Source organism: Planctomycetia bacterium (assembly GCA_021413845.1).
In the GTDB taxonomy this organism is placed as follows: Bacteria; Planctomycetota; Planctomycetia; order Pirellulales; family PNKZ01; genus PNKZ01.
Window position 1 is genome coordinate 1 of sequence record JAIOPP010000167.1, and the last position, 22486, is coordinate 22486.

Annotated in this window: 22 protein-coding genes; 10 read left to right on the plus strand and 12 right to left on the minus strand. The window is 61.0% G+C overall.

The features are described 5' to 3' along the window. A partial coding sequence (locus tag K8U03_27090) for a CHAT domain-containing protein (GenBank protein MCE9608568.1) occupies positions 1 to 1662 on the plus strand: 1662 nt, incomplete at its 5' end. A gap of 181 nt (positions 1663 to 1843) precedes the next feature. Here the strand turns inward: K8U03_27090 and K8U03_27095 are convergent. Together K8U03_27095 and K8U03_27100 are read right to left on the minus strand one after the other, a co-directional pair. Beyond that, a complete protein-coding gene (locus tag K8U03_27095; GenBank protein ID MCE9608569.1) occupies positions 1844 to 2158 on the minus strand; it encodes an RNA-binding protein in 315 nt (104 codons plus the stop codon). A gap of 494 nt (positions 2159 to 2652) precedes the next feature. After that, positions 2653 to 2838: a hypothetical protein gene (locus tag K8U03_27100; protein MCE9608570.1), complete on the minus strand. Its 186-nt coding sequence runs from the start codon at positions 2836 to 2838 to the stop codon at positions 2653 to 2655. 277 nt (positions 2839 to 3115) lie between these two features. Between K8U03_27100 and K8U03_27105 the strand changes: the two genes are divergently transcribed. After that, positions 3116 to 4333 carry a hypothetical protein gene (locus tag K8U03_27105; GenBank protein ID MCE9608571.1) on the plus strand — a complete coding sequence of 406 codons (1218 nt, stop codon included), beginning with the start codon at positions 3116 to 3118 and terminating at the stop codon, positions 4331 to 4333. Between the two features lie 357 nt (positions 4334 to 4690). Here the strand turns inward: K8U03_27105 and pckA are convergent, their stop codons facing one another. Both pckA and K8U03_27115 read right to left on the minus strand, forming a co-directional pair. Beyond that, the gene (gene pckA, locus K8U03_27110; protein MCE9608572.1) at positions 4691 to 6295 is read right to left on the minus strand and encodes a phosphoenolpyruvate carboxykinase (ATP); all 1605 of its coding nucleotides are present in this window, start codon (positions 6293 to 6295) and stop codon (positions 4691 to 4693) included. Positions 6296 to 6467: 172 nt separating this feature from the next. Beyond that, on the minus strand, positions 6468 to 8066 hold the full coding sequence (locus tag K8U03_27115; protein MCE9608573.1) for a WD40 repeat domain-containing protein: 1599 nt from the start codon (positions 8064 to 8066) through the stop codon (positions 6468 to 6470). Between the two features lie 239 nt (positions 8067 to 8305). Between K8U03_27115 and K8U03_27120 the strand changes: the two genes are divergently transcribed. The 4 genes from K8U03_27120 (at position 8306) to K8U03_27135 (ending at position 10804) form a co-directional block, all read left to right on the plus strand. After that, entirely contained in the window at positions 8306 to 8524 is a 219-nt protein-coding gene (locus K8U03_27120) for an RNA polymerase subunit sigma (GenBank protein MCE9608574.1), read from the plus strand. A gap of 153 nt (positions 8525 to 8677) precedes the next feature. Next, positions 8678 to 9247 (plus strand): cob(I)yrinic acid a,c-diamide adenosyltransferase, encoded by a 570-nt coding sequence (locus tag K8U03_27125; protein ID MCE9608575.1) that lies wholly within the window; start codon positions 8678 to 8680, stop codon positions 9245 to 9247. Positions 9248 to 9477: 230 nt separating this feature from the next. Further along, a complete protein-coding gene (locus K8U03_27130) occupies positions 9478 to 10494 on the plus strand; it encodes a sugar nucleotide-binding protein (protein MCE9608576.1) in 1017 nt (338 codons plus the stop codon). A 1-nt stretch (position 10495) separates the two neighbouring features. Beyond that, complete coding sequence (locus K8U03_27135; protein ID MCE9608577.1) at positions 10496 to 10804, plus strand: hypothetical protein; 309 nt, start codon at positions 10496 to 10498, stop codon at positions 10802 to 10804. Between the two features lie 129 nt (positions 10805 to 10933). Here the strand turns inward: K8U03_27135 and K8U03_27140 are convergent, their stop codons facing one another. The 5 genes from K8U03_27140 to K8U03_27160 form a co-directional block, all read right to left on the minus strand. Beyond that, positions 10934 to 11374, minus strand: coding sequence for a RidA family protein (locus tag K8U03_27140; protein ID MCE9608578.1), 441 nt, complete (start codon positions 11372 to 11374; stop codon positions 10934 to 10936). A gap of 237 nt (positions 11375 to 11611) precedes the next feature. Continuing rightward, complete coding sequence (locus tag K8U03_27145; protein ID MCE9608579.1) at positions 11612 to 12802, minus strand: Gfo/Idh/MocA family oxidoreductase; 1191 nt, start codon at positions 12800 to 12802, stop codon at positions 11612 to 11614. Positions 12803 to 12966: 164 nt separating this feature from the next. Then, positions 12967 to 13383 carry a VOC family protein gene (locus K8U03_27150; protein MCE9608580.1) on the minus strand — a complete coding sequence of 139 codons (417 nt, stop codon included), beginning with the start codon at positions 13381 to 13383 and terminating at the stop codon, positions 12967 to 12969. A gap of 104 nt (positions 13384 to 13487) precedes the next feature. Further along, positions 13488 to 14138: a peptide-methionine (R)-S-oxide reductase MsrB gene (gene msrB, locus K8U03_27155; GenBank protein ID MCE9608581.1), complete on the minus strand. Its 651-nt coding sequence runs from the start codon at positions 14136 to 14138 to the stop codon at positions 13488 to 13490. Between the two features lie 209 nt (positions 14139 to 14347). Then, positions 14348 to 15118 (minus strand): SDR family oxidoreductase, encoded by a 771-nt coding sequence (locus K8U03_27160; GenBank protein ID MCE9608582.1) that lies wholly within the window; start codon positions 15116 to 15118, stop codon positions 14348 to 14350. A gap of 318 nt (positions 15119 to 15436) precedes the next feature. On the opposite strand from K8U03_27160, the gene K8U03_27165 reads away from it, so the two are divergent. Continuing rightward, the gene (locus K8U03_27165) at positions 15437 to 16816 is read left to right on the plus strand and encodes a DUF1501 domain-containing protein (GenBank protein MCE9608583.1); all 1380 of its coding nucleotides are present in this window, start codon (positions 15437 to 15439) and stop codon (positions 16814 to 16816) included. A 7-nt stretch (positions 16817 to 16823) separates the two neighbouring features. Here K8U03_27165 and K8U03_27170 read toward each other — a convergent pair whose 3' ends face one another. The 3 genes from K8U03_27170 to eno all read right to left on the minus strand — a co-directional run bounded on the left by K8U03_27170 (position 16824) and on the right by eno (position 19230). Then, positions 16824 to 17384, minus strand: a complete 561-nt coding sequence (locus tag K8U03_27170; protein MCE9608584.1) for a hypothetical protein — start codon at positions 17382 to 17384, stop codon at positions 16824 to 16826. Then, a complete protein-coding gene (locus K8U03_27175; GenBank protein ID MCE9608585.1) occupies positions 17381 to 17845 on the minus strand; it encodes a hypothetical protein in 465 nt (154 codons plus the stop codon). The genes K8U03_27170 and K8U03_27175 overlap by 4 nt, the downstream gene beginning before the upstream one ends. Positions 17846 to 17919: 74 nt before the next feature. Then, positions 17920 to 19230, minus strand: a complete 1311-nt coding sequence (eno, locus tag K8U03_27180) for a phosphopyruvate hydratase (protein ID MCE9608586.1) — start codon at positions 19228 to 19230, stop codon at positions 17920 to 17922. A 364-nt stretch (positions 19231 to 19594) separates the two neighbouring features. On the opposite strand from eno, the gene K8U03_27185 reads away from it, so the two are divergent. From K8U03_27185 to K8U03_27195, 3 genes are all read left to right on the plus strand, one after another. Further along, positions 19595 to 20575 (plus strand): aldo/keto reductase, encoded by a 981-nt coding sequence (locus K8U03_27185; GenBank protein MCE9608587.1) that lies wholly within the window; start codon positions 19595 to 19597, stop codon positions 20573 to 20575. A 90-nt stretch (positions 20576 to 20665) separates the two neighbouring features. Beyond that, complete coding sequence (locus tag K8U03_27190) at positions 20666 to 21325, plus strand: transposase (GenBank protein MCE9608588.1); 660 nt, start codon at positions 20666 to 20668, stop codon at positions 21323 to 21325. A 268-nt stretch (positions 21326 to 21593) separates the two neighbouring features. Continuing rightward, positions 21594 to 22486 (plus strand): RecQ family ATP-dependent DNA helicase (locus tag K8U03_27195; protein MCE9608589.1); only part of this gene is annotated, 893 nt, incomplete at its 3' end.

Genomic DNA, 22486 nt, shown 5'->3' on the forward strand with positions numbered 1-22486 from the left:
ATGGCGACCCTCGTGCATCCGCATCCGCTGTACTTCGAGCGTTGGTTCGAGGTCTCGCTCGACCGGAAGGAGCTCGATGGCCGTCGCGCGCTGGAAATCGCCGACCTGGCGAAGCGGCATAAATATCTTTCGACGCAGGAATTCGGCGGCCGATTGTTGGCCTTGCGCTGGATGCTCGAAGGCCCGGCGGAGTCGTTGTCGAAGCTTGCCGTGATTCAGCGGCAATCGTTTCTCACGCAGTTCCCGGCCTACGAGAAGCTCTCGCAACACGCACGTTCGATTCGTGCCGAGCTTGGGCAATTGCCGATCGTCGCCGAAGATTCCGCCGCGTTGAGAAAGCAAACGCTGAAACTCGCCGAGCTCGATAAAGCCAATCGCGATCTCGAGCTGATGTTGAAGGTCATGGCGGTTCGACGGATGCCGAGCGAGATCGTCTTCCCTCCTGTTCGCACAACCGAGGAGACGCAAAAAGCCCTGCCAGACAAACACGCTTTGCTTACGTTCTTCGTCGGCTCACGAAGCACGTTCGGCTTCTTGATGACCAACGACAAATTCGGCTATTGGCCGATCACGAGCGCCGTCGAAGTGCAAAAGAAGCTCATTGCGGTGCTGCAAGGCTTCGGCAACTACGATGAAAATAAGGTGCTGCACAAAGTCGACTTAGACAACACCGCGTGGCAGCAACCGTCGCAAGAGCTGTTCGACTTGCTGACGAAAGATTCCAAAGCCGGTCTTCCGTACGGCTTTACCGAGTTGGCGATCGTGCCGGATGCGGGCCTGTGGTATGTGCCGTTCGAGGCGCTCTATGTCTCGTCGGAAGGGAAGACGCCGAAGCCGCTGCTGGAACAGTTGCGCATTCGTTACGCTCCGACGATGGGGCTTGCCGTCGGCGATACTCGGCTCCGCCTCGACAAAGGGAAAGCGCTCGTGAGCCTCGGAAAGCTTTATCCGGGAGACGACGACGCGGTCGCGGAAACGGCGTTCGCCGAGTTCTCGCGCGCGGTCCCGCTTTCGGAATCGATTCGCGTGAAAGCGAAGTTGATGTCGTCGCCGTCGCTGTATGCAGGCCTGGCCGATCGGATGATTACGTTCGCCGATATCGTGCCGAGCCCCAATGGTCCGCTCGGAGCGGCTCCGATGACGGGAGATAAAAACTCGATCGGCGGCACGCTCGGCGATTGGGTTCGCCTGCCGTGGCAAGGACCGGAGCAGATCGCGCTGCCGGGCTTCCATTCCGCGGCCGAGAATTCGCTAAAGAAAGCGTCGCCTCTCGATTACGGCAACGACCTGTTCCTGACCGTGACGAATCTCATGGCGAGCGGCGCGCGCACGATTCTGATCAGCCGCTGGCGGCCCGGTGGGCGCACGGCGTTCGATCTCGTGCGCGAGTTTATGCAGGAGCTTCCGTACGTTTCGGCGACGAAGGCTTGGCAACGGGCCGTGGCGCTCTCGATGCGATCGCCGATCGCGCTCGATGCGGAACCGCGCGTCCGTCTGGAGTCTGCGGAATCCCCCCCCGACGCTCGGCATCCGTTCTTTTGGGCCGCCTATATGATCGTCGATACGGGGACCGAACCGGCCGTGTCGGCCGACGATGCGGCGAAAGAAGTGCTGAAGATCGTTCCTAAGAAAGCGGAACCGGCGGCTCCCGCGAAGCCGTAGGGTAATCGTTGGAGAAGCTTCTCGGCGGCGTTGGGTTGAGAAAGCGTCGTGGGAACCTGAACGAAAAAAAGCCGACCTCGCCGAGAGGTCGGCTTATCTCGTTGTGGCCCTGTCTGGTGTCGGCAGCCGATCGCGTCGGAGGATTCGTCGCGGCTTAGTGCCGCAACTCAGTGTCGCGGCTTTAGTAGCGACGGTATCCGCCACCGCCGCCTCCTCCGCCCCCTCCACCACCGCCGCGCGGACTGTTCTCGCGCGGCTTAGCTTCATTCACGGTCAACGGCCGGCCGTTCGCTTCCTTTTCGTTGAGGCCGGCGATCGCGGCTTGCGCTTCCGCATCGGTCGACATTTCGACGAAAGCGAACCCTTTGCTACGGCCGGTGTCGCGGTCTTGGATTACCTGAGCACTCGTCACCTTACCGAAGGCACCGAACATCGATTCCAAGTCCGCTTTCGTCGTGCTGTACGGTAAATTTCCGACATACAATCGCTTGCCCATACGATCTTCTCCTGCAACCTACGCTTCGGTTCGAGCTGCGCGTGATCGAACCGAGTTCGAATGACGACAGGCCGGCGCTTCGACCGGAAGGTGCGAGAAGTGAGCGAACGAATACCGGCGCTCGTCGCGCGGCGACGAAGCAAGCGGAAACGTCGAACTCCAGCGAACCCGCCGCTCGAAGTATAGCGAAGGTCGAAATCGTCGTTCAACGCCGATCGGCGAAAAAAACGGGGGATTCCCCATTGTCGCCGGGGGGCGAGAGAAGGCTCAAGGCGAACGCTCGGCAAGCGTGGCCGTAGAGCGGGCGCGAGCGATGCGAAGCGTGCTTCCCGCAGGAGTTGCGTTCAGGATGGGCGGCAACATCCCGCGGGAAGCACGACGATTCGCAGACGAGCGAATGCGGTTTTCACGCAGTTCGCTCGGAACATGGAATCAGGTTTCGGGTAGCCGACCGGATTATTGTCGACGGCGCCGAAACTCCGATTGCGAAGTTCTTAGCCCGGAGCGGGCAAATACGTTTCGCCGCCGGGTGCGGCCGACATGGCCGGGCCGGGAGCATAAGGACTTGCCGAGGGGCAGGTGTCGCACTGAGGACCGCGATGCAACAATCGGTTGCAACCGCAGCCCGGTGCCGTCACCGTCGCGAACGCTACAATCGCTAACAACATTAGCCGTTTCATGGCTCATACCTCCGAAAAAGATGTCGACTCGCGAACGGTGCCGCGGGGTCGAGCAACCATACAGCGCCGTCTACGTTGTGCAAATGAAACGGGCACGAATTCGAAAAACAACGCTGTCGTATTTTCTCCACACTTCTTTCGACCTGAGCGAAAACAACGCGCATAATAAGTAAGAGGGAGTTTGCGGCTTCGCATGTGCGAACCGGCCGAACGAGGAACGCGATATTCGTTTCGAGTGCCTCGTATGCTCCGCGAGCGTTGCAAGGATGGAACTTCGATGTTGAGCGACCGAGGGAACCACGGCGGAACTGCGGCGACGGCCGCTGCGCCGCGCTGCGTCGAGCATTCGCTCCGCCGGTGGTGGTTCCTCGCGTTCGCCTGCGTGCTCTCGTTTCCAGGCGTTGCCTTGCGCGGCGACGAACCGACGACGAAGGTCGTCGCAGCCGCGGTCGATGCGGAACTCTCCCCGATCGAACTCGCCGAAGCCGCGGCGAATGAAGAAGCGGCTGCGTTCTCCGGCTCTCCGCAAACGATCGGCTATGACGAAGCAGCGTCACTTTCCGCGCCTTCCATCGCCGGCACCGAGGCCGTGCTCGCCTCCGACACGGTTGCCCCGGCCGATGAGCTGTGGTTCGTCTCCGCACGTCGGGCACGTTGCGTCGATGGCGAAGCGGTCGGGCTCGACTATTGGAAGTACGACTCCGCTGGGCGTTGGCGAACCGCGACGTTGGAAGAATTCACGGCGGCCGACTCGAAGGTTCCGACCTGCTTTCACGTCCATGGCAATCGTGTCAGCGTGTGCGAGGCCAACTTCGGAGGTTGGAAATACTATTCGACCTTCACCGGCGGATGTCGCGAGCGCGGGCCGCTACGCTGGGTGATCTTCTCTTGGCCGAGTGATCGGCTTGATTGCGGGCCGCGTAAGGACGTGCAGATCAAAGCGGTGCGGGCCGAGTGTTATGGTTTTTACCTCGCTTGGCTCGTCGATCGCCTTTCGCCCGAGGCGCATGTGAGCATGATCGGCTACAGCTTCGGTACGCGACTGATCGGTTCGAGCCTACACTACCTGGGTGGCGGCAAATTGCGCGGCCGGCAGTTGGCGGAGATTCAGGTCGAAGACCGAGGCGTGCGGACGGTGCTGCTTGCTGCGGCGCTCGACAACAATCATTTCTCCCCAGGCCATGCGATGCAGGCCGCGCCGTCGCAGATCGACCATCTGCTGTTGGGCTGCAATCAGCAAGATCCGGCGTTGAAATGGTACGCCCTGCTCTACCAACTCACGTTTCGCCCGCGCCGCGGACAGCAAGCGCTCGGCCACTCGGGCGTCGCCGGCTTGCAATGCATGCCGGAGTTGAAAGATCGGGTCGAGCAGCGTGATCTGTCATGCGCCGTCGGCCGCGAACACGACACGCACGGTTTCCATTACCTCACGCCGTGGTTCACCGAACGGATGCGCACGTACGTCTACTTCGAAGACGTCGACGGCACGAATTAATTCGCAATTGCCGCGATTGTCTCCTGGTTTGATTGCCGCATCCTGTTTGGCGGAATAAACTAGGTCTATGTCTCGGCAATCGGTATCGATATTCGGGCTACTTCAAGATGACCTCGGATAACTTCGAAAAGGCTCTTCAAGCGTATCAGCGTCGACGCCCGTTCCGCTCGTTTTCGGTGCGGTTCGTGAGCGGCGAGCATATCGATGTCGACCATCCCGAAGCTCTGATCGTTCGAAGCGGCGTCGGAGTTTTCTTAAGTGCCGCCGGTGTGCCGACTCTTTTCGATCACGAAAGCGTGAGCGAAGTGGTCGGTGAAACCGAGCGACGTACGGCTTAGACTCAAACTCACTTGCCGGCTACGTCGACATCGGCTGCGTCGCGCGCTTCGGGCCGGCTGCGAGGAGCGTTGCGCCGGCGGCGTCGGCATACTTGGCGAAGTTCTTCCGGAACAAGTCGGCAAGGTGTTCGGCCGTCGAATCGTAAGCGGCGGCATCGCTCCAGACTTTGCGCGGCGTGAGGATCGCCTCGGGAACGCCCGTCGCGCGCTGCGGCACTTGGAAGCCGAACCACGGATCGGCGACCGTCGGCGCTTGGGCAAGCTCGCCGGAGTGGATTGCGTCGATGATGGCCCGCGTATATTCGAGCTTCATGCGCAGGCCGGTGCCGTAGGCGCCGCCCGACCAACCGGTGTTCACAAGCCAAGCCTCGGCACCATGCGCACGCATTTTTTCGGCGAGCATCTCCGCGTATTTCGTCGGATGCCACACGAGAAACGCCGCACCGAAACAAGCCGAGAACGTCGCTTGCGGCTCTTTCACGCCGACCTCGGTGCCTGCCACTTTCGCCGTGTAGCCCGAGATGAAGTGGTACATTGCTTGTTCGGGCGAAAGCTTACTCACCGGCGGCAGCACGCCGAACGCGTCGCATGTAAGCAGGATGATGTTCTTCGGATGGTTGCCGATGCACGGAATCTTCGCGTTCGGAATAAATTCGATCGGGTACGAGCAGCGCGTGTTTTCCGTGACGGAGATGTTGTTGTAGTCGACGCGGCGGGTTCGTTCGTCGTACGCCACGTTTTCCAACACCGAGCCGAAGCGAATCGCGTCGAAGATTTCGGGCTCTTTTTCTTTCGTGAGGTTCACGCACTTCGCGTAGCAACCCCCTTCGATATTGAACACTCCGTCGTCGCTCCAGCAATGCTCGTCGTCGCCGATGAGCGCGCGGTGCGGGTCGGCCGAGAGGGTCGTCTTGCCGGTGCCCGAAAGGCCGAAGAAGAGCGAGGTGTCGCCGGCGGGTCCTTCGTTGGCCGAGCAGTGCATCGAGAGCACTCCGCGCTTCGGCATCAGGTAGTTCATGATCGTGAAGACCCCCTTCTTCATCTCGCCGGCGTATTCGGTGCCGAGGATGACGAACTCCTTGAGTTCGAAACTGAGGTCGATCGTCGTCCGCGAGGTCATCTGCTCGGTGTGCAGGTTCGCGGGGAACTCGCCGGCATTGAAGATCACATAATCGGGCTCACCGAACGATTCGAGCTCGTCGCGCGTCGGCCGAATGAGCATGTTGTACATGAACAGCGCGTGGTACGGCCGGGCGCAGATGATGCGGATCTTGAGGCGATAGCGCGGATCCCAGCCGGCGTAGCCGTCGACGACGTAGATCTGCGAGCGGAAGTTGAGAAAGTCGACGGCGCGCTGCCGGTTCACTAAGAACGAATGCTCGGCGAGCTTGATGTTGACGTCGCCCCACCAGACATCGGCCGACGACATCGGATGGTCGACGATCCGTTTATCTTTCGGGCTTCGACCGGTCTTCGAGCCGCTGCGCGAGAGCAACGCGCCGACGGAAGTGATGACGCCGTGATCGCTCTTGATCGCTTCTTCGTAGAGTCGCGCCGCAGGCGGGTTGCGCAAGTATTCGGCGTGGTAGATACCGTAGCGAGAGAGATCCGGGAGCGGAGCCATGAGCGAGAATTCCTTCCGTGAGGTGAGGCCGGCGACATGACGATAGTCGCCGCGCAAAGACCGGTTCGATCCATGCGCGATGGATCGAACCGGCTGCGCCGCACGACGATGCCGCCTGCATCGAACGTCGGCGCGATTCGTAAGTTTTTATTTCAACGTCGTCCGTTCGAGGCTATTTCTTCGGAGCCGCCGGATCGGCCTTCTTCACTTCCGGTTTAGCGTCCGGCTTCGTTTCGGTTTTTACATCGGCTTTCTTCTCCGGCACCGGAGCCGGCTTGGCTTCCGGCTTCTTCTCCGCAGGAGCCGCAGGAGCCGCTTGTGGTTTCGCGGGCTCGGGCTTCTTTTCCTCCGGCTTCTTCGCTTCCGGTTTTTTCTCTTCGGGTTTCTTTTCAGCGGGCTTGGCCGGTTCAGGCTTCTTCTCTTCCGGCTTGGCCATCGGCGGCTTTGCCGGCTCTGCGGCAATGACCACTTCCGGCGGCGGAGCGGGCTTCCAAGGGTCGTTCAACTTCGCGCCGGTCGCACTCGCCGGGCGATCGACCGGAAACGCTTCCTTCAACTCCGGCACTTGCCACAAGCGAACCGAAGGAATCTTGCCGCTTGAATCATACGCGCCGCCGGCCGCGAGTTGCTTGCCGTCAGGCGAGAGGGCGACGGTCCAGACCGTCGTGGTGAAACCTTCGAGCAGCTTCGTCTCGATCTTCTTCGCCGGATCGATCAGCCGGAGCGTGCGATCGTAGCCTCCCGCGACGACGACCTTGCCGTCGGGCGTGGCGGTGATGCCGGTCGTCCAGTTGCGTTGCGTCGGCATCTCGGCCGGCTTCGTGGCATCGAGGTTCCAGATCTTGATCGAGCGGTCTTCGCCACCGGAAACGAATTGCTTATCGGCGACGACCCACGCGAGCGTGAGCGCCGGCTCGGTGTGTCCTTCAAGCTTCGCCTTCGGCGTTCCTTTGGCGACGTCCCAAACTTGAATCGTCTTGTCGTCGCTCGCCGTCACGAGGGTCTTGCCGTCGGTCGAGAAGAGGATCGCGTTCACGGCGGCCGTGTGACCCTTGAGGGTTTGCTTCTCGACCGGCTTCGCGCTCGAGACGTCCCAAAGTTTCACGAGGCCGTCTTCACTGGCCGAAGCGAGCAGGCCCGAGCCCGGCACGAAGGCGAGGGCGCGGATCCAATGCGGATGGGCAGGGAACGACGCCGTTTCTTTTCCGGTCGCCGTTTCCCACAGCTTCACGATGCCGTCGTATGAGCCGGTGGCAAGCGTCTTCCCGTCGGCCGAGAATGCTACCGACCACACGCTCGAATCGTGTCCGGCGAACGTCCCCTTGCGGGCACCGGTCGCGGCGTCCCAAACGGCGACGTCCCCTTGCCGATAGAGCAGGCTCTCGCCGCCGACCGTGGCGAGCAGCTTGCCATCGGGCGAGTAGGCGAGGTCGACGACCCAACGCGTGTGCTGCGCGAGGTTCGCAGCCGGCGACGTCGAAGGAGCCACAGCCGGCGGCGGAGCGTGTTCTTTCGCTTCCGGCAATTTAGCCGGCGGCGCTTTGGGGGCGGCCGCTTGCTGGCCCGGCTCTTTGGCCTCGGCCTTCTTCACCGGTTCCGTTTTAGCGGGCTCGGTCTTCGCCGGTTCCGCTTTGGCCGGCTCCTTAGGTGCCGCAGCTTTCGGCGCGGCTTCTTTCGGTGCGTCGGCGGCCAAGGTCGACGCCGCCGGCGAGGCGAGGAGTGCGGCGAGCGTGAGGTAGGTTGCGAATCGTTTTGTGAAGATCGTGGGCATGGGCGATGGCTCGAATGAAGAACTACGATACGATAATGGAAGTCGCGTGCTTGACGAGTCCGTGTCGGGCCGGTTTGATAAGACCGGTAGAGCAGGACGATTATAGCTCGCCGACGACCGCTCGCGAGAGTCGCTTTTCGAGCAGGCGGTCTGGTTTTTTATTTCCGTAACCGCAGCCATGCGCGTATCGAGGCCGGGCCCCCTGCCGGCAATTATTACTCTTGAGAGGAGTTCGTTCGATGTCTGGACCGATCATCCGTTCCGGCCCTAGCCCGAAGTTTACGCAGAATTGGGACAGCATTTTCTCGGGCAAGAGCGGAGCCAAGGCCAAGCCGGCCGCAGCCAAACCGGAAGCGAAAGCCGCGGCCAAGGCCGAACCGAAGGCCGCCAAAGCCGCGAAGCCGGCCAAAGCTGCCAAGCCCGCCGCGAAGTCGACGAAGAAGAAAGCCAAGAAGTAGAAGGCCTAATGACTAATGTCTAATGACTAAGGAAGGACGAAGTTCGAACGTCGAAAGAGATCTAAAATCGTCGACGGAGTTCCACCTTCCTATTAGACATTAGTCATTGGTCATTAGTCATTCCAACCAAGCATCGTCGCTGCTTCGACCCGTATGAAGATCTACACGAAGACCGGCGACGACGGCGAAACCGGACTCTTCGGCGGGCCCCGCGTGCCGAAAGATCATCTGCGCATCGAGGCCTACGGCACCGTCGATGAGTTGAACAGCGTCGTCGGGCTCGTGCGGCTGCATTTGCGCTCGTCGCAGGCGCTGCTCGTCGGGCTCGATGCGAACTTAGAGCGAATCCAGAACGAACTCTTCGATCTTGGGGCCGCGCTGGCGACTCCCGAGCCGATGAAGTTCGGCATTGCGGGAATCACCGACGACGCGATCACGGCACTTGAGCTCTCAATCGATCGCCTCGAACTAGACCTCGAACCGCTGCGTCAATTCATCCTACCCGGCGGCGCACCGGCTGCCGCTTACTTGCATCTGGCCCGCACGGTCTGTCGCCGCGCCGAACGGCTGTTAGTCGCGCTCGCGCGCGCAGCCGATATCGCACCCAACGCGGTAATCTATCTGAATCGCCTCAGCGACTGGCTCTTCGTCGCCGCCCGCTGGGTAAACAAAAGCGAAGGCCAACCGGACGTTCCCTGGCTAAAAGAACGTCCAACGTCGTAGGCACGCTCCGCGTTCCGTAACCTCGCGAGCCTCAGCCCCCGAACGGGAATCGCTACGCTTCCACCCGCCTTGCCGATTCGCCTGCGAGCGGCGAAAATAAGCGGTTCGTCGTTTTGGTCCGCTCGCTCTTAGCGTCGTTCGCCGTGCATCTACTCGCCCATCCTGAATCGCCTTCCGCAGCACGTCCGACTCCGGCCGTGGCGCGCATTGCCGAGGCGCGCCCGGCGGCGTTGGCCGAAGCGCCGATTCCGTTGCCGCTCTTGATCACCGGCATCGCCGGAGTCGCCGGGTACAATGCGTTTCATTATTTTCGCGACAAGTATCCCGGCCAAGTCATCGGCATCCGTCAGCGCGACAGCAAGCTCACGGGCCCCGGCGTCGTGGCGTGCGATGCCGAAGATCACGACGGGCTCGCGCGACTCTTCGCCGAGCACAAGTTTCGCGCCGTGCTCGATTGCGCCGGCAACTGCGCGCTGCGGGCCTGCGAACTCGATCCCGATCTCGCTTGGCGGATCAACGTCGGCGGGGTGAAGAACTTACTCGGCGCGATTCGCGCGGCGGCCGAACCGGTGCGGCTCGTGCATCTGTCGATCGACTTGGTCTACTCCGGCTTCGGCTACGGCAACCACATCGAGACCGACCCGACCGATCCCGTCACGGTCTACGGCAAGACGATGGTCGCGGCCGAAGAGGTGTTGGCGGCGGAGATGCCCGAGGCCTGCGTGCTTCGGATCTCGTTGCCGATGGGGATCAGCTTCAACGGCCATGCCGGAGCGATCGATTGGATTCAATCGCGTTTCAAGAAGGGGCGCATGGCGACCCTCTACTTCGACGAGTTTCGCACGCCGACTTATACCGACTGCTTGAACGAACTCTGCGAGACCGTGCTTGCGCATGAGCGATTGCAAGCGCCGCTCAGCGGATTGTTTCACGCCGGCGCACCGCTTGCGCTCTCGCTCTACGAGATCGCGCAAGTGATCAATCGCGTCGGCGGCTACGATCCGCACTTGCTGATGGGCTGCCCGAGGTTGCACGCCGGCCCGATCCCGCCGCGAGCGGGAAACGTAGCGATGGATTCGTCGAAGCTGGCCGCAGCACTCGGCTATCAACCGTTCGACCCCTGGCCGCACCACACGGCCCACGTGCCGACGGACCGGCTTTGGCACTATCGCCGGCGAGGCACGGAGCCAGGCTCGGAAACGCTGCTGGCCGAAGTGCTTTATCGGAACCCGAGACGCCGAGGATAGTATGCGAAAGACGCAATTCTACAGCCAGATTCCGTTGATTCTGATTTCTCTGTTCGGTCTGTTTTTCGCTGTCACCGAAATCAATGGTTGTAACGGGGGAATAACAGTCGCCATTCTCCGCATCCAAAAAGTGATTGAAGTCGACGATGCGGAAATAAAAAAGCAATATCCGCAATGGTCGACTTCTCGCAGCGATTCGGAGATCGCTCATTACGTGGCGGCTCCATACATCCGAGCGTTGGTCTTCGTATCAATCGTCTCACTGACGACTGCCATTATCCATTTTTGGGGTTCACCCGACGATCACTAATGGCGCCGCGAGAGCGAACCAGGTTCGGAGAAGCTTTTCGCCGAGGTGCTGTATCGCAATCCAGGCCGGCGACGCTAAGCGGTCGCTCCCTTTGGAACGCCACGCTGGAGCGTGACGTTCCACGGGACTTTACCCCTTCACCTCGAAGATCGCCTCGATCTCCACCGCCACGCCGCTGGGAAGCGAGGCGAAGCCGAGCGCGCTGCGGGCGTGGTAGCCGTCCGTCTCTTTGCCGAAGATTTCATGCAGCAGGTCCGAGCAGCCGTTGATCACGGCCGGCTGGTCGATGAAGTCGGGCGTGCAATTCACGCAACCGAGAACCTTAAGCACCTTCAGGCCGTCGAGCGTGCCGTGCGTATTCCACACGCTCCGCAGAATTTCGATCGCGCATTCGCGGGCCGCAGCGTTGCCTTGCTCGGTCTTAAGGTCGGCCCCGAGCTTCCCTTTGATCTTGCTCGTGTGGCCCGACGTGAGGAGTTGGTTTCCCGAGCGGACGCACTTGTTCAAGTAGCCGGGAGCTAGTTTCTCGAACGTGATGCCGAGTTGCTCGGCCTTCTTCTGCGGACTCATAACGGACTTCTCCTGAGCAAAAACAAACGACGAACGATCGACACCGCTCGCGACGAGCGATCCCACGGCAAACACGGAACTTAACTTAGCGGACGATACTAAAAACTCACGGCGTGAAGTTAGTCGCGAGATATGTTGTGAAGGCCTGTGCTGCGGCGACATCATGAAACTCCGAAATAAAGGCATGGGGTGCTTGGGAACGTCGGATCTCTAAAAAGTAGAATGTCCCCCTTTCTTTTAGCCCATCACCTCGGATAGCTTCACCAGTCGGCTTTGTTCCTTGAGCGACTTGGCGCCGGCCCAGACGACGGCCGTCACTTCGAGAATTTCTTGGTGAGGAATCGGCTCTACGCCGGTGCGCACCATCTTGAGAAATTCTTCGGCCATGCGGAACATCTGATACTTATGTCCGTAGGCGAAATCGCCGTCGATCGACGACGTATAGCTCAGCAACTTTTTCTTGAAGTAGACGTCGGTTCGGTCGTACTCGAAACCCACGTAAGGTTGGCCGAACCACACATGACACGGATAACGGTCGGGCCAAGTGATGAGCCCGTGGCACGTGTCTTTGTATTCGTACAGGCTCACCGAATCGACGCCGGCTCCCATCAACGTCATCACGGTCCAGACCGGATGCTGTCCGTAAATCATCCAGCCGGGCAAGCTATAGCGGCTCTGCAACCGTGCCGACACATGCTCGAGCTGCCCGAACTCCGCGGAGTCGCGAATGCGAAGAGCGTTTTCCATGCCCCATTCATAGCAAAAGATGCTCGCCGACATGATCGGCGCTTTGTGCTTGCGCGCGAAGTCGAGAATCTTCTTCGTCCCTGCGACCGTGCCGCCGATCGGCTTGTCGCAAAACGTCGGCAGCCCTTTCGCTAAGCCCGGCGCACAGAGGTCGAAGTGGTCTTCACCCAGGCCCGAGGCGTCTCCCATCCAGATCGCATCGACTTCTTCGGCCATCTTCTCGAGCGACGTCGCCACCTGCACGCCCGGGAAGACGTCGGTAAACATTTTCGCGACCGCCGGGTCGGCATCGTAATAGTGCGTGATCTTCGAGTCGGGGAACGGCAAACGCCCGAAGTCGAGCTTCGGGTTGCGATAAACTTTCTGGAAGCTGTCGAATGCCGGCGGATTGTGTCGCTTCAGAGCATCGAAGTCGAACGTCGGATGCAGGTATTGCGCGAAGTGCCAGGTGTGGCCGTTGAGCTTCTGCGGCTTGCCGAGAATCGCCGCCGAAACCACGCCGATGCGATAAGTCTTTCCCGGTGTCGGTCGTGCCGAGGGCTTCGCAGCTTCTTCCCCTTGCGCAAGCCCGGCCAGCGACATTACCCCCGCCGCACCGGCCAGCCTAAGCATGTCGCGCCGAGCGAACTCGGGGTGATTTGGGTTCGTGCTTGGTCGTTGAAGATCATGCGGGTCGTTCATGAGCTGTTCCTGATAATGAGGGGCAGGCGACGTTGCGCTTCAGCGCCTTTTCGCGCGAGCGAGAAGCCGAGACGAAGCTCGGTAGAGTATGACTAATCCCAAGCCCAAAGCAGCGCCTAAAATCGTGAGTCGGCCCAGGCCACACATGTTTCACGATCGAAGCGTTATCCCTTCGGGATCTTGCTCATATCCATATAGAGCATGTTCCAGCGGTGGCCGTCCGGGTCGATGAAGCCGCAGCCGTACATCCAATCTCCCTTCGCGCTCGGCTCGGCGAACACCGTGCCGCCGGCCGCCGCGACCTTCTGCGCCATCTCGTCGACTTCGGCTCGGCTGTCGGCGCCGATCGAGAACAACACTTCGGTCGCGCGTCGCGGATCGGCGACCTCGTTCATCACGAAGCTTTGAAAGGTCGCCTCGGGAAACAGCATCACGCAGGTACTCTTCGTCCCTACGAGCAGACTCGCCGAGCCGGGCCCATTGCCGTACTGCGGATTCAACGTGAAGCCGATCTTCACGAAGAACTCGCGCGCCTTCGCCACATCCTTGACCGGCAGATTGATCCAAAGCTGATTGATCATGCGTGTGCTCCTAGCTTGCTCGCGGAAAGATCCCGCGAGAAACTGTAAGCAACGTTCAGCGCACACGCTAGTCCGCGCGGTCTTATGTTCCGCTGCGAGCGGCTTTACTTCTTCTCCGGCGTCGCGGCAGCGGGCGCGGCCTTCTCCACCGACACCGCTTTCGGTTCCAGCTTCAGCGAGGCGGAGTTGATGCAGTAGCGCAAGCCGGTCGGAGTTTGGGGGCTGTCGTTGAAGACGTGCCCGAGGTGGGCGCCGCACTTGCGGCAAGTCACTTCGGTGCGCTGCATACCGGCCGAGTTGTCGACGTGTTCTTCGATCTTCTTGCTCTTCAACCCTTCGGCCGGTTGATAGAAGCTCGGCCAGCCGCAATGCGAGTCGAACTTTCCGTCCGACGAGAACAGCACCTCGCCGCAGCCGATGCAACGATAGACGCCGGGAGTCTTCGTGTCGGTATACTCGCCGGTGAAGGCCCGTTCGGTTCCTTTCAAGCGCGTGACGTAGAACTGCTTCTGCGTAAGAATCTTCCGCCACTCGGCCTCGGTCTTCACGACCTTCTCATCGCTCGTTGCCGAGGGCGCATCCTTCGAGGCGGCCTCCTTGGAGGCAGGCTCTTTTGTTGCAGGTGGTGCGGCAGGGTCGGCAGCGGCGGCGATCGAGGCCCCGTCGCGGAGGCTCGTTGCGACGAACCAACCGCCGGCGGCGATGAAGGTCGAGATCAAAACCGCAATGCTCAGCGTACTAGTCAAGCGAGGCATCGAAAATCTCTCCTGCTTTGAATGTTCTCTCGACTCACGCACCCGCGACACAACTCGGCGCACTCAAGCTTATGTTGTTCCGGCGGCGCGATGCGTTTCACTTCCTGTGCGGAATTGATTATACGCAAAACCTCGAATGAATTCATTTCGCAATTGAAAATAGCCCGAAAACCGGCTGTTTCGCAATATAAAGCCGGGCCTCTTCTCCCCTAAAAATCAGCGACGAGCATCCCTCCGTCGACCGGCAGCGTTTGCCCGGTCACTTGTCTCGAGCCGGTGAGCAAGCTCACGATCGCATCGGCGACGTCTTCCGGCGTGCTCACGCGCTGCAGCGGTAGTTTGTCTTCGTGCCGCTTCATCACCGTGTCGTACTGCAAGCCGAGCCCTTGTTCGAGCCACCGGCCGGCAATGAAGCCGGGGGCCACGGCGTTGACCCGAATCGTCGGGCTCAGCGCGCGTGCGAGCGAGATGGTCATGTTGATCACGGCGGCCTTCGACGCCGCGTAAGGGACCGAGCTACCCGTCGCTTTGATCCCCGCCACGCTCGCCACGTTCACCACATGTCCCGCTCCGGTTCGGATCATCGCCTCGCGGGCCGCGCGAATACACTGGAACGAACCTTTGACGTTCACATCCATGATCCGTTGCCAAACTTCATCGGTCACCTCTTCCAAAGCCGAGTGGGCGATGAAGCGCGTGGTGCCTGCATTGTTGACGAGAATGTCGAGCCGGCCGAACGCGTCGACCGCTTTGTCGATGAGAGCCCGACAGGCGGCATCGTCGGCCACGTCTCCTTGGGCCACGGCGGTGCGGACGCCGAGATCGCGCAATTCGGCGGCGAGCGCTTCGGCATCGGGACGCGAACGACAGTAATGTACCAAGACGTCGCAACCGCGCCGCGCGAGCTCCAGCGCCGTCGCTCGCCCAACACCGCTGCTCGAACCGGTCACTACCGCCGCTTGTCCGCGAAGATCGATCATCGAACGCCCCTCCGGTCCCGAATAATGCTGAAGTCTTGATTGAGTGCCGTCTCAGAAGACCGGCAGTATCTCGCGAGCGACGGGCCGTCGCAAGCTGCTCGTCGTGAGTATCTTAGATCCTTGGTTGAGGAGGCGGGCGGTTAGGAAAACTCGGTCGAGCGGAGCGTTTTCGGAAACTTGTCGGCAAGGTTTTGTCTTGCGACCGATCGAAAAACGGCGATATAATCGGAAGCCCGCCGACGACCGTCGGTTGTCTCCAGCTTTTCGCGCCGGCTGCGGCCTCCGCCTCGACTATCCCTCCCCACCGGATTCGCGAATATGCTCGAACTTACCGGACGCTCTTGGCCGTCGGCCGGCGGCTTGGCGCGACGCAGCTTCTTGAAGATCGGTTCCGTCGGTCTGGGTGCGGCCGGCATCGGCGGGCTCGCGCTACCCGACCTCATGGCACATCGGGCCTCGGCCGCCGCCGGCTCCGGGAAGAGTGCGAAAAACGACACGGCCGTGATCCTGTTTTGGATGGCCGGCGGGCCGTCGCAAAACGACACCTTCGATCCCAAGCCCGACGCCTCGGAGATCGTGCGCGGTCCGTTTAAGACGATCGACACCGCGGTTCCAGGGATGCGGTTCAGCGATCAGCTACCGCACCTCGCGAAGGTCGCCGATCGGCTTTCAGTCGTGCGCTCGATCCACCATACGCACGCCGTTCACGACGATGCCTCGCATTGGGTGCAGACCGGCTCGCCTCTGTTGTTCGCCCGCGAGCAAGGACAGAAGCAACCGGCGCAAGGGGCGGTCGTGTCGAAGCTGCGCGGCTCGTGCAAGGAGGGAGTTCCCCCTTACGTTTGCATTCCGGAAGCTTATTCGAGCCGAAGAGGCTTTTATCAGAATGCCGCGTTCCTTGGCGCGCGCCACAATCCCGTGGCCGGCGGCGGCGATCCGAAGTACGGCCAATACAAGCTGCCGGAGTTCTCGTTGCCGGCCGACCTTACGTTCGAGCGAATCGGCGATCGCCGCGCGCTGAGCGATTCGCTCAACGCATTGTCGCGACAAGTCGATCGGCATCCGGCGGTCGCGGCGCTCGACGACACGCGCAGCCAAGCCTACGACCTCGTCAGCGGAGCGGCGGCGCGGGAAGCGTTCGACCTGTCGCGCGAGCCCGACACGCTCCGCGATCGCTACGGTCGGCACTTCTGGGGGCAATCGGCGTTGCTCGCGCGCCGGCTCGTCGAGGCAGGGGTGACCTTCGTCACGATCAATCTCTATGAAGCCGAAGTCGATTGGTGGGACGACCATTCCGTGATCGAAACCGGTTTGCGTAAGCGGCTGCCGCGCTTCGATCAAAGCCTCGCGGCACTGATCGCCGATCTCCAAGACCGAGGCCTCGCCGAGCGGGTGCTCGTCGGTGCCTTCGGCGAGTTCGGCCGGTCGCCGAAGGTCGATGCGAAGGGGGGGCGCGGGCATTGGCCCGGCGCGATGTCGGCTGTGTTAAGCGGCGGAGGCTTGCGGAGCGGCCAAGTCGTCGGGTCGACCACGGCCGACGGCGGAGCGCCGAAAGATCGACCCCTCAGCCCGGGCGATCTCGCGGCGACGATGTATCGTGTGCTCGGCATCGACCACGAGCAGTTCATCCACGATGCGCAAAATCGCCCGCATCGGGTTCTTGAGCAAGGGAAGCCGATCGGCGAACTGTTCGGCTAGGCCGGCGCTAGTTGACGGGTTGTCCCGGTCCGCCTCCGAGCGGCGAGCGGTACTCGGCGGCCGTGATGATCCAGACGCCGTTGCGTTTGCGCAGCTCGACGTCGAACTTGAGTACGACGTGGCTCAGGGCGAGTTGGCCCCCGGCGTTCTTCAGATCGACGCTGCCGATGAACGTCGTCTTCGCGACGATGCCCGTCCCGTCGACTTTGATATCGTCGTCGCGCAGCTCCGTGATCTTCGCTTCGGTGACGGTCACATGCGCCAGATCGATCTGCACCCGGTTGCGCAGCCCGGCGATGTCCGGATTGTTGTCGATTCGCTTGAGAAGCGCCGGCGGATCGTTGGCGGCGACGAGCGCGCGGATCTCTTCGAGCGCGGTATGCACTTCTTCGCGCGGCGTCACGATCACTCGCTCGATAACGACGGCCCCCACGACCATCGCCGCGACTGCCAACATCCCCCACAACACATCCCGCCGGCCGGTGCGCATCAAGACGACGGCGAGCATCGCCTCGACGATGACTCCGAGCAACACCGGCGGCAGTGGATTTTCGGTTAACCAAGTCATAAGTCGGCTTTCGGAGATTCCGTGACCGTAGCAGCGTTCGTTTCCACGGCCTGCGCCGTCGCCGCGAAGGCCGCGCGTCGTTCCCGGCTGCGCGTGAGCAGCACTCCGGCCGTGCCGACCAGCATCGCAATCGTCATCAAGGCGAGCAAGTATTTCAACGAAGTCGGCGGTCGGAAATCGGCTTCGACATACGGCTCCGGTTCCGGCGGCGCAGACATACTCTCCCCTTCACGATCGGGCTCGCGCTCGGCCGACCCGTCCGCACCGCTCGTCCGCGCGGCCGAGTTTGCCCGTTCGATCGCCACGCGTTGCCGCGTGTCGTGCATCCGTTCGATCCGCGCCGTCCGCGCTGCATGCTTCGGCCCGATCACGACGATCCCGAGCATCCCCATCCCGCCGAAGAGCGCTAGCCAGAACCAAGGGTTCTCAGCCAAGTTCGACGGGGGAGGGGGGGAGGGCATAGGGGTCGGAGGTCAGGGGTCGGAGGTCGGTAGTTGATCGACGGGCCGAACTCAAACCGCTCGCTTAGCTTCGCTTATTTGCGTGGGAACTTCGCTGCGAACAGGCTGCCGCCGTAGACCGCCGAACTGCCGAGCATCTCTTCGATCCGGAGGAGTTGGTTGTACTTGCAGGTCCGATCGGTGCGCGACAGCGAGCCGGTCTTGATCTGGCCGGTGCTGAGCGCCACGGCCAAGTCGGCGATCGTCGAATCTTCGGTTTCTCCGCTGCGATGGCTCGAAATGCTCGTGTAGCCGTTGCGCTGTGCCAGTTGGATCGCTTCGATCGTTTCGGTGAGCGTGCCGATCTGGTTGACCTTGATCAAGATGCTGTTGGCGCGACCCGCTTCGATTCCTTCTTGCAGCCGCTTCGTGTTGGTGACGAACAGATCGTCGCCGACGAGTTGCGTCGTCGAGCCGAGCTTTTCGGTGATGAGCTTCCAGCCTTCCATGTCGTCTTCCGAGCAACCGTCTTCGATCGAGCAGATCGCCGGATATTGACGGACCCAATCGGCGAGCATGTCGACCATGCCTTGGATACTGATCTCGGTCGTCTTGCCGGTCTTGCCGCCGAGCGTGTACTTCTTCGTTTCTTCGCTGAAGAGTTCCGTCGAAGCGACGTCGAGCGCGATGCCGACTTGCGAGCCGAGCTTGTAGCCGGCGCCATCGACCGCCTTCGAGATCATATCGAGCGCTTCGATGTCGGTCTTGAGGTCGGGAGCGAAGCCACCTTCGTCGCCGACGGCCGTCTTGTAGCCGGCTTTCTTGAGCACGCTCTTGAGGCTATGAAAAATCTCGCAGCCGCAGCGGAGTGCGTCGCTGAAGTTGTCGAAGCCGAGCGGCATGACCATGAACTCTTGAACGTCGACGCCGTTGTCGGCATGCGCGCCGCCGTTGATGATGTTCATCATCGGGGCAGGTAACAGTGTCGCCCCGGTGCCGCCGAGATAGCGATAGAGCGGCAAGCCGGCATACTGGGCCGCGGCCTTCGCCGTGGCGAGCGAGACGCCGAGGATCGCGTTGGCGCCGAGCTTCGCCTTGTTCGGCGTGCCGTCGAGTTCGATCATTGCCCGATCGACCCCTCCTTGGTCGAGCGAGTCCATGCCGCAGATTTCTTCGGCGATGGTTTCGTTGACGTTCGCTACCGCCTTAAGCACCCCTTTGCCGCCGTAGACCTTCTTGTCGCCGTCGCGCAGTTCCCACGCTTCATGCTTACCGGTGCTCGCACCGCTCGGAACCGCGGCACGGCCGGAGTTGCCGTCGGCCAGCGTCACATCGACTTCGATGGTCGGGAAGCCGCGGCTATCGAGAATTTGACGAGCGTGAATGTCGACGATGGCAGAGCTCATAGAGGTCTCAATCCTAATGACGGGATGTATCGAAAAAGTAGACTTGATTACCGGGGTGCGATTCGTGCGGCGGCGTCTTCGCCTAAGATGGCGCTACGCCGACGCAACGGCCGATTATTTTGACGAAAGGTCCCCTGCTTGACTATGGGCGAAACCGAAATTCGCCGAAACCTTACGGCGACAAAACCTTTCGATGCGTCGTTTACCGCCGAATCGTCTCAATGGCTCGCGAGGTTCTGCGTGCCGGCGTAGTTGCGTCCTGCGGTCTGCGGCAGCGAGCGGAACTGTGGTAAACTTTGGCGGTAAACTCCGGCCTCACGTAAGCGCGTCCCACCTCGTTCTCGAATCTCCGTTCGAAAGCATCATGGACTACATCAATCTCGGCCGCACCGGCCTCAAGGTTTCGCGCATTTGCCTCGGTTGCATGAGCTACGGCGTTCCCGAGCGCGGCGCGCATGCTTGGACGTTGCCCGAAGAGACGAGCCGGCCGTTCCTGCGCCGCGCGCTCGACCTCGGCATCAACTTCTTCGATACGTCCAATTCCTATTCCGACGGAACCAGCGAAGAGATCGTCGGCCGCGCGCTAGGAGAGTTTGCGAAGCGCGAAGAAGTCGTCATCGCGACGAAAGTGTTCCACCAGATGCGGAGCGACCCGAACGGACGCGGCCTCTCGCGCAAAGCGATCTTCGCCGAGATCGACGCGAGCCTGCGCCGATTGAAGACCGACTATGTCGACTTGTACCAGATCCATCGCTGGGACCACACGACCCCCATCGAAGAGACGCTCGAAGCGCTTCACGAAGTCGTGAAGGCCGGCAAGGTCCGTTATCTCGGAGCGTCGTCGATGTACGCTTGGCAATTCTGCTCGGCCTTGCACATTGCGGCTCGCCACGGCTGGACCCGATTCGTGTCGATGCAGAACCACTACAATTTGCTCTACCGCGAAGAAGAACGCGAAATGCTCCGGCTCTGCGCGGCGGAAGGAATCGGCGTGATGCCGTGGAGTCCTCTGGCGCGTGGGCGTTTGACCCGCACGTGGAACGCGGCGCCGACCGATCGGATCGGGAAAGACGTCTACGGCAACACGCTCTACGACAAAACCGAAGCCGCCGATCAGGCCGTCGTCGAGCGCGTCGAGAAGCTGGCGGCCGCGCGCAAGCTGCCGATGGCGCAAGTCGGGCTCGCGTGGATTCTGTCGAAGTCGGTCGTCACCTCCCCGATCGTCGGCGCCACGAAGATGCAACACCTGGAAGACGCCGTCGCCGCGCTCGGCGTCAAGCTTACACCGGAAGAGATCGCGAGCTTGGAAGAACCCTACGTGCCGCACGCAGTCTCGGGGATTTAATGTTGCAGGCACGCTCCGCGTGCCGTCGCCGATCCACCTCGATAGCGATTAAGTCGTCGATCTTCCATTTAATCTCACGGGAATCCATTCGTGGCATTCGAACTGTTCGACCCTCGTGCCGAAGTCGAAATCCGCGAAGGGCAGTTGCCGCATTGGTTTCAGCCGGGCGTGACTTATTTCGTTACCTTTCGAACTGCGGATTCGGTCCCGCAGGAACTTATTTGTTCTTGGCATTTGCGGCGTGAGAATTGGTTGCGAAGTCATGGCATCGATCCACGCTCGCCGCACTGGAAATCGAGATTAAGCTTAGATCCGAAAATAGAAGCCGCCTTCCGTGAGACGTTCGTACCCGAGTTCATGGATTGGCTCGATCAAGGGCTAGGAGAGTGTGTATTTCGCCGGCGTGAATTCGCGGCAATCGTCGAAGAGACATTACGGAGCAGTGATGGCGAACATTATTACCTCGGCGATTTCGTCGTTATGCCCAATCATGTCCATCTCCTGGTAGGTCTGCACGGAGCGACCACCATCCAAGACCAGTGTCGTTCTTGGAAGAAATATTCAGCGACGAGAATCAATCGGTTATTGAAACGGAAGGGGCGATTCTGGCAAGAAGAGAGCTTCGATCACCTAGTGCGCAGTCCTGAACAATTCAGATATTTGCAACGGTATATCGGCGACAATCCGAAAAGAGCAGGGCTTCGAAGCGGAGAGTTTCTGCATTTCGGGTTGAAATCGTTGCGACGTTAACGGAACGGTTGAAGCGTTAGGGTTACGGCACGCGGAGCGTGCCTACAACGTTGCAGGCACGCTCCGCATGCCGTCGCCGATCGATGCACATGCGTAGTAAACGGTTCATTCGGCTTGATATCGCCCGGGCTATATTTTAAGGCATCGCGTTGACTTCATTAAGGCCTAGGTGGAATTGGTTACGGCACGCGGAGCGTGCCTACGACGTTGGCTCGCCGATTTGGTATATTCTCCCCCAATGGATTTCGTTCAGCACTCGCTTTGAAAGATGGTTGCCGGCTTGGATGCCCCGTTGAGTCAACTCGTGGAAATCGTGCGGCGCGTGTGGGGCTACGATCGCCTTCGGCCCTTGCAAGCCGAGGCGATGCAGGCCGTGGTCGAAGGACGCGACTCGGTCGTCGTGCTGCCGACCGGCGGAGGCAAATCGCTTTGCTTTCAAGCACCTGCGTTGCATCTGCCGGGCCTCGCCGTCGTGGTCTCGCCGCTGATCGCCTTAATGCACGATCAGGTCGATGCGCTGGTCGATGCCGGGGTCGCGGCGGCATACGTCAATAGCACGCTCACGCCCGCCGAACGACGACAAACGGCCGATGACGTTCGGGCCGGTAAGATCAAGCTGTTGTATCTCTCGCCCGAGCGCTTGAACGCCGGCCAAACGCTCGACTTCTTGGCCGAAGCGAAACCTTCGTTCTTCGCCATCGACGAAGCGCATTGCATCAGCGAATGGGGTCACGACTTCCGGCCCGACTATCGGATGATGCGGGTCTTGAAGGAGCGGTTTCCGACGACGGCCGTTCATTCCTACACGGCGACTGCCACGGAGCGCGTGCGCGACGATATCGTCCGCGAGCTCGGCCTCGTCGATCCATTGGTGTTGGTCGGCTCGTTCGATCGGCCGAACTTGGTCTATCGGGTGCAGCGCCGCAGCGACCGGATGAAGCAGATCCAAGCGGTCGTCGATCGCCATGCCGACGACTCGGGAATCGTCTACTGCTTGCGGCGCACCGATGTCGAAGAGGTGTGCGCTGCGCTCGTCGCAGCCGGTCGGCAGGCGCTGCCGTACCATGCCGGCCTTGCCGATGAAGACCGCCGCAAGAACCAAGACGCCTTCATCAACGACCGGGCGAAGATCATCGTCGCGACCGTGGCGTTCGGCATGGG

Coding starts and splice junctions, on each gene's coding strand:
- K8U03_27095 (MCE9608569.1), bottom strand. CDS start 2,158: ATGGGCAAGCGATTGTATGTCGGAAATTTACCGTACAGCACGACGAAA.
- K8U03_27100 (MCE9608570.1), bottom strand. CDS start 2,838: ATGAAACGGCTAATGTTGTTAGCGATTGTAGCGTTCGCGACGGTGACG.
- K8U03_27105 (MCE9608571.1), top strand. CDS start 3,116: ATGTTGAGCGACCGAGGGAACCACGGCGGAACTGCGGCGACGGCCGCT.
- pckA (MCE9608572.1), bottom strand. CDS start 6,295: ATGGCTCCGCTCCCGGATCTCTCTCGCTACGGTATCTACCACGCCGAA.
- K8U03_27115 (MCE9608573.1), bottom strand. CDS start 8,066: ATGCCCACGATCTTCACAAAACGATTCGCAACCTACCTCACGCTCGCC.
- K8U03_27120 (MCE9608574.1), top strand. CDS start 8,306: ATGTCTGGACCGATCATCCGTTCCGGCCCTAGCCCGAAGTTTACGCAG.
- K8U03_27125 (MCE9608575.1), top strand. CDS start 8,678: ATGAAGATCTACACGAAGACCGGCGACGACGGCGAAACCGGACTCTTC.
- K8U03_27135 (MCE9608577.1), top strand. CDS start 10,496: ATGCGAAAGACGCAATTCTACAGCCAGATTCCGTTGATTCTGATTTCT.
- K8U03_27140 (MCE9608578.1), bottom strand. CDS start 11,374: ATGAGTCCGCAGAAGAAGGCCGAGCAACTCGGCATCACGTTCGAGAAA.
- K8U03_27145 (MCE9608579.1), bottom strand. CDS start 12,802: ATGAACGACCCGCATGATCTTCAACGACCAAGCACGAACCCAAATCAC.
- K8U03_27150 (MCE9608580.1), bottom strand. CDS start 13,383: ATGATCAATCAGCTTTGGATCAATCTGCCGGTCAAGGATGTGGCGAAG.
- msrB (MCE9608581.1), bottom strand. CDS start 14,138: ATGCCTCGCTTGACTAGTACGCTGAGCATTGCGGTTTTGATCTCGACC.
- K8U03_27160 (MCE9608582.1), bottom strand. CDS start 15,118: ATGATCGATCTTCGCGGACAAGCGGCGGTAGTGACCGGTTCGAGCAGC.
- K8U03_27165 (MCE9608583.1), top strand. CDS start 15,437: ATGCTCGAACTTACCGGACGCTCTTGGCCGTCGGCCGGCGGCTTGGCG.
- K8U03_27170 (MCE9608584.1), bottom strand. CDS start 17,384: ATGACTTGGTTAACCGAAAATCCACTGCCGCCGGTGTTGCTCGGAGTC.
- K8U03_27175 (MCE9608585.1), bottom strand. CDS start 17,845: ATGCCCTCCCCCCCTCCCCCGTCGAACTTGGCTGAGAACCCTTGGTTC.
- eno (MCE9608586.1), bottom strand. CDS start 19,230: ATGAGCTCTGCCATCGTCGACATTCACGCTCGTCAAATTCTCGATAGC.
- K8U03_27185 (MCE9608587.1), top strand. CDS start 19,595: ATGGACTACATCAATCTCGGCCGCACCGGCCTCAAGGTTTCGCGCATT.